This is a genomic window from Bacillus sp. ABR, assembly GCF_056172715.1.
Genome location: NZ_JAOYSL010000001.1, coordinates 22,128 through 34,630, shown reverse-complemented (window position 1 = coordinate 34,630; position 12,503 = coordinate 22,128). Strand labels below are relative to the sequence as shown.

The 12,503-nt window shown below is 42.7% G+C and carries 14 protein-coding genes; 3 read left to right on the top strand and 11 right to left on the bottom strand.

The features are described from left to right. Positions 1-140 precede the first annotated feature (140 nt). Positions 141-800 carry an aspartate/glutamate racemase family protein gene (locus OIT90_RS00170; protein WP_461198923.1) on the bottom strand — a complete coding sequence of 220 codons (660 nt, stop codon included), beginning with the start codon at positions 798-800 and terminating at the stop codon, positions 141-143. A gap of 195 nt (positions 801-995) precedes the next feature. On the opposite strand from OIT90_RS00170, the gene katX reads away from it, so the two are divergent. Beyond that, positions 996-2,495 carry a catalase KatX gene (gene katX, locus OIT90_RS00165; RefSeq protein ID WP_235354832.1) on the top strand — a complete coding sequence of 500 codons (1,500 nt, stop codon included), beginning with the start codon at positions 996-998 and terminating at the stop codon, positions 2,493-2,495. A 49-nt stretch (positions 2,496-2,544) separates the two neighbouring features. Here the strand turns inward: katX and wrbA are convergent, their stop codons facing one another. From wrbA to OIT90_RS00115, 10 genes are all read right to left on the bottom strand, one after another. Next, positions 2,545-3,159 (bottom strand): NAD(P)H:quinone oxidoreductase, encoded by a 615-nt coding sequence (wrbA, locus tag OIT90_RS00160; RefSeq protein ID WP_034283654.1) that lies wholly within the window; start codon positions 3,157-3,159, stop codon positions 2,545-2,547. Positions 3,160-3,231: 72 nt separating this feature from the next. After that, positions 3,232-3,840: an alpha/beta hydrolase gene (locus OIT90_RS00155; protein WP_034622294.1), complete on the bottom strand. Its 609-nt coding sequence runs from the start codon at positions 3,838-3,840 to the stop codon at positions 3,232-3,234. Further along, on the bottom strand, positions 3,837-4,808 hold the full coding sequence (locus OIT90_RS00150) for a ring-cleaving dioxygenase (protein ID WP_039182911.1): 972 nt from the start codon (positions 4,806-4,808) through the stop codon (positions 3,837-3,839). Before OIT90_RS00150 ends, OIT90_RS00155 begins: the two co-directional genes overlap by 4 nt. Positions 4,809-5,000: 192 nt before the next feature. Next, positions 5,001-6,518 carry an osmoprotectant update ABC transporter permease/substrate-binding subunit OpuFB gene (opuFB, locus tag OIT90_RS00145; protein ID WP_474892127.1) on the bottom strand — a complete coding sequence of 506 codons (1,518 nt, stop codon included), beginning with the start codon at positions 6,516-6,518 and terminating at the stop codon, positions 5,001-5,003. After that, a complete protein-coding gene (locus tag OIT90_RS00140; RefSeq protein ID WP_474892126.1) occupies positions 6,511-7,476 on the bottom strand; it encodes an ABC transporter ATP-binding protein in 966 nt (321 codons plus the stop codon). The genes opuFB and OIT90_RS00140 overlap by 8 nt, the downstream gene beginning before the upstream one ends. 203 nt (positions 7,477-7,679) lie before the next feature. Further along, positions 7,680-7,919, bottom strand: a complete 240-nt coding sequence (gene rpsR, locus OIT90_RS00135; RefSeq protein WP_008359105.1) for a 30S ribosomal protein S18 — start codon at positions 7,917-7,919, stop codon at positions 7,680-7,682. Between the two features lie 40 nt (positions 7,920-7,959). After that, a complete protein-coding gene (gene ssbA / locus OIT90_RS00130; RefSeq protein ID WP_007497456.1) occupies positions 7,960-8,502 on the bottom strand; it encodes a single-stranded DNA-binding protein SsbA in 543 nt (180 codons plus the stop codon). Between the two features lie 36 nt (positions 8,503-8,538). Further along, entirely contained in the window at positions 8,539-8,826 is a 288-nt protein-coding gene (gene rpsF, locus OIT90_RS00125) for a 30S ribosomal protein S6 (protein ID WP_024424058.1), read from the bottom strand. 108 nt (positions 8,827-8,934) lie between these two features. Further along, positions 8,935-10,035 (bottom strand): redox-regulated ATPase YchF, encoded by a 1,101-nt coding sequence (gene ychF, locus OIT90_RS00120; protein ID WP_058837887.1) that lies wholly within the window; start codon positions 10,033-10,035, stop codon positions 8,935-8,937. Positions 10,036-10,251: 216 nt separating this feature from the next. Next, positions 10,252-10,458 carry a DUF951 domain-containing protein gene (locus OIT90_RS00115; protein ID WP_025093670.1) on the bottom strand — a complete coding sequence of 69 codons (207 nt, stop codon included), beginning with the start codon at positions 10,456-10,458 and terminating at the stop codon, positions 10,252-10,254. A gap of 294 nt (positions 10,459-10,752) precedes the next feature. Between OIT90_RS00115 and OIT90_RS00110 the strand changes: the two genes are divergently transcribed. Together OIT90_RS00110 and OIT90_RS00105 are read left to right on the top strand one after the other, a co-directional pair. After that, a complete protein-coding gene (locus OIT90_RS00110) occupies positions 10,753-12,072 on the top strand; it encodes a hydrolase (RefSeq protein WP_144468188.1) in 1,320 nt (439 codons plus the stop codon). Between the two features lie 15 nt (positions 12,073-12,087). Then, a complete protein-coding gene (locus OIT90_RS00105; protein ID WP_039182926.1) occupies positions 12,088-12,498 on the top strand; it encodes a hypothetical protein in 411 nt (136 codons plus the stop codon). The last annotated feature ends 5 nt before the right edge of the window (positions 12,499-12,503 follow it).

Genomic DNA, 12,503 nt, shown 5'->3' with positions numbered 1-12,503 from the left:
AGCTCCTTTATCTTAAATGCGCATCTGTTATTTCTTACATTGGATAGACGCGCGCCTTTTAAAAATAGTTTGCGCTCGGTTATTTTTTTAACATGTCATCGCATTTGCATTCCTATACAAAAAGAGCGAACCTGATGGGTTCACTCTTTCCAGACGGATAGTGTTTGATGGACAAACTGTTTTAGTGGAGAAAGCGGATGAATGATAGGAACGCCTGTCTCGCGCTCCATCTGCTGTGCCGCATGAACCATCGAAAGCTGCATCACACAAATATCTCTGCCTTTTTGCTTCATACATTTTCTCAGCTGCTCCATGATTTGTTCATCATAGGCTTGCATATCACCGTTTAGGCAAAGATGAAAGACATCCTCCATCACAACCATTTCTACTTCAACCTGTTTACCCCGCTCTGTTGCATATGATTCAAGCCGCTGCATCGTTCCCTCCACTGTATTTGGGTTGGAAAACACAAGCTGAAGAGGGCCTTTTTTCTCACAAATCAGCTCAAATAACGGTTCATCGATCGGAACAATCGGTTGTTTAAAGAGGTGCTGCTGATCACCTAGAGCAGCAATGTATTGTGTACACGTGAGCAGAATGAGATCGGCTTCACTTTCTTGCTTTAATCTGTTGATAGCATACGTTTGCTGCTTGTGTTGATCAAACGAGGGATCTTGAGTGGCGCGTTCTATAAATGATGAATCGACTGTGTGATGCAAATCAACATCTGTATTACCAAAAACATCTTCTATATATGACTGATTGGACGGATGGGCGTGAAGGCAGTGTAATCGAATCATCAGGCTCTCTCCTCGTGAAAGTTTTCAATCATTATATCAATCCTTGTATGAAATAGGGAGCAGCATGACCATATTGTTAAGGAGATATTGAAGGAGGGATTTGAATTGAAAGAAGATCAACAGCCTAAACCATCTTCAGAGTCAGAAGAAACCTTAACGAATCGGCAAGGTCATCCCGTCACAGACAATCAAAATATGAGAACTGTTGGGAATAGAGGACCCACTACGCTTGAAAACTACGATTTCCTAGAGAAAATCAGTCATTTTGATCGTGAACGCATCCCTGAACGTGTTGTGCATGCACGCGGTGCCGGAGCTCACGGTTATTTTGAAGCCTATGGCACATTTGGCGATGAACCGATCTCCACCTATACGAGAGCGAAATTGTTTCAGGAGAAAGGAAAAAAAACGCCTGTTTTCGTTCGTTTTTCTTCTGTGATTCACGGCGGGCATTCGCCAGAAACATTACGCGATCCGAGAGGGTTTGCAATTAAATTTTATACAGAAGAAGGCAACTGGGATCTCGTGGGGAACAACCTGAAAATTTTCTTTATCCGAGATGCTTTAAAATTCCCTGATTTGGTTCATGCCTTTAAGCCTGATCCTGTCACCAATCGTCAGGACGGCGAGCGTATCTTTGATTTTGTCTCACAATCACCTGAAGCGACGCATATGGTGACATTTCTCTTTTCACCGTGGGGCATCCCAGCAACATACCGGCATATGCAAGGCTCAGGTGTCCATGCGTACAAATGGGTGAATCATGAAGGAAAAGCGGTGCTGGTTAAATATCATTTTGAACCGAAACAAGGCATTCGCAATCTGACCCAAGAACAGGCGCAAGCGATTCAGGGAGAAAATTTTAACCATGCCACACAGGATTTATATGAAGCCATTGAGCAAGGAGATTATCCTGAATGGGAGGTATATGCACAGATCATGGAAGATGATGCCCACCCTCACCTCGACTTTGACCCGCTTGATCCGACAAAGCTTTGGTACAAGGATGACTATCCATGGAAACCAATCGGACGGATGGTATTAAACAAAAATCCAGAAAACTATTTCGCAGAAGTCGAGCAGGTTGCCTTTGGGACTGGTGTACTCGTAGATGGTTTGGATTTCTCAGATGATAAATTGCTTCAAGGCCGTACCTTCTCCTACTCTGACACGCAGCGATATCGTGTAGGACCAAACTATTTACAGCTGCCGATCAATGCACCGAAAAAGCAAGTCGCCACCAATCAGAGAGACGGCCAAATGGAATACCATGTCGATCAAGGCAAAGGGCAAAATCCCCATGTGAATTATGAACCATCGATCCTCGGGGGATTAAAAGAAGCCAAACAGGATGGAAAGGATCATACCCCTTTTGTAGAGGGTGAAGTAAAACGAGAAGCCATTGACCGCCCAAACAACTTCGGACAAGCGGGAGAAACATATCGCCGTTTTAATGATTGGGAGCGAGAGGAACTGATTAAGAACTTAGTCAACACCCTTGCGACATGTCAAAAGGACATTCAAGACCAAATGATCGAAAACTTTACAAAAGCAGACCCTGATTATGGAAAGCGTGTCGCTGACGGTTTAAAAGCCTTTAAACAAGAACAGCCAAGCGGACCTATCGGCTCTACCGGCGCTGCTCAAGCCGTGGACGAAGCCATCAACAACAGCACACCATCAGATCCTTATTAATGAAAAAAAGAATGCAGCGGCGAGGCTGCATTCTTTTTGTATACATCTATTAAGCATTTTGACCTTTTTTGATCCATTCTGCCACATTCACTGTACGTTTTGCCTGATGTTTCACAGCTGCTTCTGCATCCTCTTGGATTTTTCCATTTTGGTCAACGGTCACACTCACACCGTAAGGGTTGCCCCCTGCACCGTATAAGGAATCATCTGTGTATCCAGGAGCGGCAATAATTGCTCCCCAGTGGAACATTGTCGTATAAAGGCTGAGAACCGTCTGCTCCTGTCCGCCATTTGCATTTTGAGCTGAAGTCATCGCACTGACTGCTTTGTTTGCCAATTTACCTTGGAACCACAAGCCGCCTGTCGTATCTAAGAACTGCTTCATTTGAGCTGGCAGGTTACCGAAACGTGTCGGCATGCTAAAGATGATGGCATCTGCCCACTCTAAATCACTTAATTGAACCTCTGGCACATCCTTTGTTTCGTCTAAATGTGCTTTCCATGCTGGATTTGAAGCTACAACTGCTTCTGGTGCCAATTCAGCAACCTTTAATACTTTAACTTCTGCGCCAGCTTCTTTTGCTCCAGCTTCAGCCCATTTCGCCATCTGATAGTTTGTACCTGTTGAACTATAATAAATAATCGCTAGTTTTACGTTTTCCATTTGATCCATCTCCTTTTGTTTGTTTTGCCCAAAAAGCTTCTGTAAAAATCCCACCTGTATTCCCCACCTTATTTAAAATTGACGACGATACCATAAAGCCGCAGCATCGACTTCTTCTCTCGTTAACTGATGTCCGCGATTTTCCCAATGAAGTGTAACCGATGCGCCTGCACCCTGCAGCAATTGCTCCAGCTCCTGCGATTCCTCTGGACGGCACATTGGGTCATTTTCACCAGCTGCTATAAAGACTTGTTTCCCCGCTAATGAAGGCAATGAAACCCCGCGTCTTGGAACCATTGGATGATGCAGGATGGCTCCTTTTAAAGCATCCCCATAATGGAATAACAAGCTTCCAGCAATGTTTGCCCCATTGGAATATCCGATAGCCACCACATTGTGACGATCAAACCCATATTCATCGGCTGCTTCTCCGATAAATGTATATAGTTCCTCTGTACGCTCAATCAAATCCTGCTCATCAAATACGCCCTCTGCCAAACGTCTGAAAAACCGCGGCATGCCGTTTTCTAATACATTCCCTCTCACACTAAGAACAGATGCGTCAGGATCTACTATCTGTGCAAGCGGCAATAAATCTTCTTCCGTCCCGCCAGTTCCATGCAGTAATAGCAGAACAGGTCTTTGTTCATTCTTTCCTTTTCGAAAAAGATGCTTCATCATGAATCTCCTTTCCCTTTAACTTCTCTCACTTCAATTGGCAGTACAATTTGTTCAATCTGACTGCGCTGCGCCTCATATTGCGGTGGCAGTTTCAATGCTTCACCCATTGTTTCCACTGATTCGTCATGTGCAAACCCTGGAGGATCAGTGGCAATCTCAAATAATATGCCCCCAAGTTCTCTAAAATAAATGGCATTGAAGTAATTTCGGTCTTGCACAGGTGTCACTTGATACCCACTTTGTGCAATATGTCTTTGCCAATCTAATTGGTCTTGATCATCTGTTGCTCTCCATGCAATATGGTGCACAACTCCAACACCCATACGTCCTCGTGGAACAGGTGTGATGTTCACATCAATGACATTGCCTATTTCGCCAAACGAACGGAATCTCACATAGTCTCCTTCTGCTCCGACTCTTTCAAGTCCCATCGTTTGCTCTAGCAGCTGCATCGTTTGTTCCGGCTGCGAAGTTAATAAAACAGCTCCGCCAAAACCTTTAATCGCTACATCTGGTGTGACACCGTTAAATGTCCACTCGTTTTGCTTTCCTTCCGCACGCTCTACTAGCTCAATCAATAAGCCGTGTGGATCTTCAAATGAGAGAAAAGCTTCACCAAAACGTTCAACCATTTCATAAGAAACATTAAACTGCTCAAGACGATCCTTCCAGAAAGAGAAAGCGCCTGTCGGTACGACATATGTCGTCACGCCCACTTGACCTGCACCAATTTGACCTTTTTGTGCTCCCGGCCAAGGGAAAAATGTAATAATGGTCCCTGGAGAGCCGCCTTCATTTCCAAAATATAAATGGTATGTGCCCGGATCATCAAAATTCACGGTCTTCTTCACGAGACGAAGCCCTAAAACACCTGCATAAAAATCAACGTTCTCCTGAGGATGACCCACAATAGCTGTAATATGGTGAATTCCTTCTGTTTTTTTCACTTCTAATGACCTCCTAATCATGAAGTAATAAACCTCTATTCATTATGTCTTTACTGACGTCTTTATATTATCTCGAATTCGAGATATTAAATCAAAAAAATATATTTATCTCGAATTAAGGATATGATGTTTTTAAGTAAATGTCAATGATTTTTGTTTTTTCTTTTAAAAAAGCAGAGCTGCTTTGCCATAAACAGCCCTGCTTTTCCTTGATTATTGCAGCAATTTTTTCTTTTTTAAATAGGCTTTCGCTACCTGAAATGCATCCTTCCCCTTCACATTGACTTCATAATTCATTTCTCTCATCTCATCGTCTGTGATTTGACCCGCAAGTTTATTGAGAGAGGTCTCAATCTCAGGGAATTCAGTTAATGTCTCCTGCCTGAGCAGCGGTGCTCCTTGATATGGCGGGAAAACATGCTGATCATCATCAAGCACCTTTAATTTGTATTGTCTCAATTCACTATCTGTCGAATACGCATCGACCAAATTGATATCTCCTTTCCGAATTGCTCGATAACGAAGCTTTGGCTCCATCGTCACGACATCATCAAAAGAAAATTGATAGGCTTTTTGAATGCCGCGATACCCATCCTGACGATCAGAAAACTCTAAGGTGAATCCAGCTTTTATACGGTTTTTGATCTTACCTAGATCTGAAATGTTGGACACCTTATATTGATCAGCCAGTGACTGCGGCACGGCTAAAGCATACGTATTGTTGTATGACATGGGCTCAAGAAGGCGGAGCTGAAAGGATGTTTCCAATCCGCGTCGAGCTTGCTCATACACTTTTCTTTTATCTGTGCTTTTTGCTGTTTCCTTGAGGAATTCAGAAATCGCTGTACCCGTAAACTCAGGATAAATGTCAATATCACCAGAGCGTAAAGCCTGGAAAACAAAGGACGTCTTACCAAGACCGGGCTTCAGATTCACTTGAATATCTGTATCCTGTTCAATTAAAAGCTTATACATCGAGATCAAAATCTCAGGCTCTGAACCTAACTTTCCGCCAATGGTGATTACTTTCTTTTCTTGCTGAAACAGCACGGGGGAAGCGACAACTGCTCCTGCAATCAGAGCAAAAACAGTCACAGAGATCACCGTCTTTTTAAAGGAAATCTTCTCAAAGGTTCGCAGCACCACATCAAATAAGAGTGCGAGTAAGGCAGCTGGTATCGCGCCAATGACAATGAGCGACATATCATTTCGATCAATTCCCAGCAGGATTAAGCTTCCTAATCCCCCAGCCCCGATCAGTGCTGCCAGAGTGGCGGTTCCCACAATGAGAACCATCCCGGTTCGGATACCCGCCATGATTACTGGCATCGCAAGAGGGAGCTCCACCTTTAATAACCGTTTGCGATGATTCATCCCCATAGCAAGCGCCGCTTCTCTCAGGGAAGGATCAACCTCCTGAATGCCTGTATATGTATTTCTTAAAATAGGGAGTAAGGCATAGACCACAAGCGCAATAATCGCAGGCACTTGCCCAATCCCCACGAGAGGAATCAGCAAGCCAAGCAGTGCGAGCGACGGAATTGTTTGCAAGACAGCCGTCACCCCGATGACCCACTCCGCTAGCTTTGGAACCCTTGTTAAATAGATACCTAATGGAATGGCAATCAAAATCGCTAAAAATAAAGCAATAAAAGAAATTTGAATATGCTCAAGTAAGGCGTGTCCCAATTGTTCTTTTCGTTCCCATAACACATGGGTCCAATCATTCATGTGAATCGCCCCTCTCTCTAGGAGAATCAGCTAAAAACTGAATCACTGCTTGACGGTTCACTAGACCTATCCGATCTCCATTCTTTTCTACAGCCAATTCCTCGTGCCTTGCCAATTGAGATAAGACTTCATACAGTGTGGCATGTGCTGAGACCGCCTCATAGGATAAAAGAGCTTCGTGAGCCATCGGTTGCGCCAAGGTTTCCAGCTCAAATGCTTGATGTCCTACATGATGGGCAGCCCCTGAGACAAACTCCTGTACAAAGGCATTGGCTGGTTGCTGAACCAATTCCTCAGGACGTCCGATCTGCACTACTTTTCCTTCATTCATCACACAAATTCGATCACCCAGCTTCATAGCTTCCTGCATATCATGCGTCACAAAAACAATGGTTTTTTGAATACGACGCTGCAAATCGAGCAGATCATCCTGCAATTTCTCCCTCGTTAGTGGATCTAACGCACTAAAAGGCTCATCCATCAGGACAATCTCAGGATCAGCTGCAAGTGCCCGTGCCACACCGACACGCTGCTGCTGGCCACCAGAAAGCTCTGCTGGCTTTCGATGACGATACATAGAAGGATCAAGCCCGACCATCAACATGAGTTCATCGACACGCTGATTGGTCTCATTCCGGCTCCATTGTTTAAGCTCTGGCACCACAGCAATATTTTCTTCTATGGTCATATGAGGAAAAAGCGCAATTTGCTGCAAAACATAACCGATATCCCAGCGCAGCTCATACATATCATAATCACTTATTTTTTGACCTTTTATGTAAATCTCACCTTCTGTTGAAGAAATGAGACGATTGATCATTTTCAATGTCGTCGTTTTCCCGCTGCCACTAGGTCCAATCAATACAAAAAACTCACCTTGCTGAATCTCCAAATCAACAGATTGAACGGCATAGCGCTCATCAGAAAATTGCATCGATACCTTTTTAAATTCAATCATCTTCCCACGCCCTGACTGCAATTATTTTCTAGACTACCAATATGACAGATCAACCTCATATTTGTATAGAATAAACTGTCACTTTAACATACTTCCCCTCGGTTGACTGCAAAAAACAGTTCTAGCAAAAATAGATGAGGTTCTTAGTGAGGCAAATAAAAAAAGCGAAGAGCTCGGGGCTCTCCGCTTTTTAAGTCAACGACTTACTCACCAGTAACGTATGGAAGTAATGCCATTTGACGTGATCTTTTGATCGCTAATGTCAATTTACGTTGATACTTAGCGCTAGTTCCTGTTACACGACGAGGTAAAATTTTACCACGCTCAGAAACAAACTTTCTAAGAAGATCAACATCTTTGTAATCGATGTGCGTGATACCGTTAGAAGTAAAGAAACATACTTTACGACGTTTCGCACGACCGCCTCTGCGTCCACCTGCCATTTGTTTTCACACCTTTCCTTTAGTCATTTTTTCAGATCAATTAGAATGGCAAATCATCATCGGAGATGTCAATCGGTTTACCATCGTTCGCAAATGGGTCATCATTGAAGCTATTTCCCTGATTACGATTTTGGTTGTTTTGATTGCCATATGGATTTTGACTTGGTTCATTTCCAAATGGATTCTGATCGTTTTGGCTGCCGCCATAATACTGGCCTCCGCTATTGCCACCGCCGCTGTATCCACCTGAACCAGCACCGCCGCTCTTAGGCTCAAGAAATTGAACACTTTCAGCTTGAACTTCTGTCACGAAGACACGCTGTCCTTGCTGATTTTCATAGTTTCTTGTCTGCAAACGACCGTCTACACCGGCAAGACTTCCTTTTTTCAAGAAATTAGCCACGTTCTCGGCTTGTCTTCTCCAAGTAACACAGTTAATGAAATCGGCTTCACGCTCTCCAGATTGATTCGTAAACGTACGATTCACAGCTAGAGTAAACGTGGCTACAGCCGCACCATTAGGCGTGTAGCGAAGCTCAGGGTCTTTTGTTAGTCTTCCGACCAATACAACACGGTTTAGCATATTGAAAGACCACCTTTAAATATATATTTCAATGATTTATACTTCTTCTTTAACAACAATGTGGCGAATGATATCGTCACTGATCTTAGCTAAGCGGTCAAATTCTTGAACTGCTGCAGCGTCAGATTGAACGTTTACGATTTGGTAGAAACCGTCACGGAAATCGTTGATTTCGTATGCAAGACGACGTTTACCCCAATCCTTTGTTCCAGTGATCTCCGCACCGTTAGAAGTTAACACGTTATTGAAACGCTCGATAACTGCTTTTTTAGCCTCATCGTCAACTGTTGGGCGGATGATGTACATAACTTCGTACTTTCTCATCTGATTGCACCTCCTTTTGGTCTAAGCGGCCCTAAACGGGCAAGGAGCAATAAATTATATTACTCACAATTGTATATTATAACAAATCACTTGGCCTATGACAAGAACCTATACGTTAAAACGGAAATGAATGACGTCTCCATCTTTCACTACATATTCTTTACCTTCTAGACGAACTTTCCCTGCTTCTTTAGCAGCAGACATGCTTCCGCCAGCTAGTAAATCCTCATACGCAACCGTTTCAGCACGAATAAATCCACGCTCGAAGTCTGTGTGGATGATTCCAGCACATTCTGGCGCTTTCATTCCTTTTTTAAATGTCCAAGCACGTACCTCTTGCTCACCTGCTGTGAAATACGTAGCTAATCCTAGAAGAGAATAAGATGCTCTAATTAGCTGATCAAGCCCAGACTCATTAATACCAAGCTCTTCAAGGAACATTTGCTTCTCTTCTCCTTCAAGCTCTGCAATTTCAGACTCGATCTTCGCACAAACGACGATGACTTCAGCGTTTTCACCAGAAGCAAACTCACGGATTTGCTGCACATATTCGTTGCCGTCATGATCCGCTACTTCATCCTCACTCACGTTTGCTACATAAAGAACTGGTTTAGATGTGAGTAAATGGAGCTGTTTCACAAGCTTTTGCTGCTCATCTGTAAATTCTACAGATCTTGCCGATTTCCCAGCTTCAAACGCGGTCATTAGCTTCGACAAAATCTCAAATTCAGCTACTGCTTCCTTGTCCTTTTGTTTTGCAAGCTTGCTCACACGAGCTAAACGCTTTTCAACTGTTTCTAAATCAGCCAAAATCAATTCGAGATTAATCGTTTCAATATCTGCAACAGGATCAACCTTACCAGCTACGTGTGTAATGTTATCGTCTGCAAAAGCTCTGACCACGTGACAAATCGCATCTACTTGACGAATATGAGAAAGGAATTTATTCCCTAAACCTTCACCTTTAGATGCACCTTTGACAATACCCGCAATATCAGTGAATTCGAAAGCAGTGGGAACTGTCTTTTTCGGCTGCACCAATTCTGTTAGCTTTTGTAAACGCTCGTCTGGAACTTCTACAATTCCGACGTTTGGATCAATGGTACAAAACGGATAGTTAGCAGACTCCGCTCCAGCCTGTGTAATTGCATTAAATAGCGTTGACTTCCCGACGTTAGGTAAGCCAACAATACCAGCTGTTAAAGCCATTCTTTCATCTCCTCTATATCAAACGTGCTCGTTATACTGCGTAATATGAACCTAGAGCAATTATAAGTAGGTTTACATGAAAAGACAAGCTAACCATCATGCATTTTCAATAGAAGAAACATCGTCAAAAAGAATAAATCAATGCTTCAAAACGGGAAATTGCACCTGGCTTTGCTGTAGAAAAGACAAATTTAATAAAAAAAGCATGAGGCCTACTTAAGCAGTTGGCTCCTCATGCTTGACGAGAATTTTCTTCATTTTTCGTTCAAAATCTCTTCTTGGGATCATCACGCTGTGTCCACAGCCTTCACATTTAATACGGATATCCATGCCCAAACGAATGACCTTCCACCGATTGGCACCACATGGATGGGGCTTTTTCATTTCAACAACATCATGTAACCCAAACACTTTGTCTGCCATCAGCCTTCACCTCTCTTGCTCACTTCATTGCATCTATTGTACAAAAAAACGGCGATGGAGGGCAATGCACAAAACAAAGAGTCTCTTTCAATCGTTCATCCTATTCTTTTTTAAAGAAAAAACCCTTCTTTTAGATCATTTTATTTGTGACCAATAGTTACTTAAATTCCGCTTTTTTTCAATATTGTCACAAACACTGTAGGTCAAAAGGTTTTTATTGGTAGAACGCGGTGGTTTTTCCATATTTTTTGATTTATGATATCTGCATAAATGTTATGTGAGGGAGCAGGTACGATGGTCAATCGAAAGGATAGATTAACTGATAAAGACTATAAAATCATATCCGATCATGCTGGAAATATCGACAATTACCAGCAGCACCATACGATAGAAATAGGTCAGCAAACACTCACTGTCCACGATTTTCTAAAAATCGATCAAAAATTATATGGTTTAACGATGCAGCCGGAACAATCAGACGAATTCATTGTCGCTTTTCACTGTCCGCTGCCACATCAAATGACGGTGACATCTAAGCAAGATGTACACAACGCTGCACAGTCATTGCTCAAAACAGATTATGCCTATCCAATTGAAAGAAAGTCCCTTGACAGCAATCAAGAACATGTCTTTTTTAAAGGGAAGGAATACATAGAGAAAGTCTGTCAGAAGCATCCGAATGCAGGTATACATCTCACTGGACAAGCACTTGCCGGTGCTGTTTGTGCTTATGTTGCAACAGAACAGCCAGCTGTCAAAAAAGCCGTCACTTTTGACAGCCCAAATATATGGAGCAGTCTATCGCCTTCGATTCAGCAAAAGGCGCAGCAAGGTCAATATACACACATGTTGACTGAATATATTCAGCCTAGTCATTACGTCGGTTTACTCAATCGTCATGATCAAGGGGTTGGACAAGTCAAGTACACCGTACCGCCAAAGCAGCAAGGCTCAGTCCAAGAATCCGTTAAATACAAAAAAAGAGAAATAGACACCTTTTTAAAATCAGCTTTTGCATCTATGAATATAGAATGGAACGAATCCTTTGATACAAATGCTTTTTTAGCTCTCGTTTCAGGAGAATTTAAAGAAAATGGATATTCATTCCATCCGAATGGATCTGCCCGTATTTTAGATGAACAGCTGGATCATAATACAAGTTTTACAGCCATGCTGCTGCAAGAAATTCATTCTGGACGTGCATATGCACAAAGCGGACTTGAAATTATCATAAAATCCCATTTATTGAAAAATTCATCCTATGATCTGCAAAGTATTATTGAACATGAAGTACACACTGTATTTGAAAAAATCGATGGAATTGATGAAAGCGTAAAAGACGCCGTTCATCATGTAAAACAAGAGCTCAAAGGACTCGTCGGCTTTGGCCACTATGATTTATTAAGTCATAGTGATGTGGAAGCACTCGTAGAGGAAGTGAGAATGGAACAGACCCATTCCTCCTTTTATTCACACGAAAAACAACTGAATGCCTTGTACACCCTGAGAGATTACGAACAAGAGCTTTCTACCCTTTCAAGACATATGTACACAATGGGTGATGACTACGCCAAGGCAGATAGACGCCTTGCGGTGCAAATGGGTATTCATTAAGAAAGGAGTCATCGCATGATCAATCAAAATAAACCTCCTAGTGACGCCCAGCGTTTCTTGCAAAATGTGAGTGCCCGCCGCTCCATGTCTGTATTTGAAAATCAATCGGCACCACACACACAAACACAGTCTCCTGAAGAAATTGCCGCCATTCAGGCCATGCGCAGAGAAGGACAGCGTAAGGATTTAAAACGGCTGCTCAAAATGCGGCTGCACGACGAATTAGCAAATACACGCGTGCACTTGGAGTATCAGTTGGCTAAAACAGAAGACATGATAAACCAGACGACCATTGTCAAACAACACATTTCCCAGCATTTAAAGGGACAGGCCATTTCTGAATTAGAGGATCGCCTCCAGCGTCTTAAACAAATGCCTGTCTACGATGACATCAAAGAAGCTATTGATTCAATTCAGATCAAATAAGCACA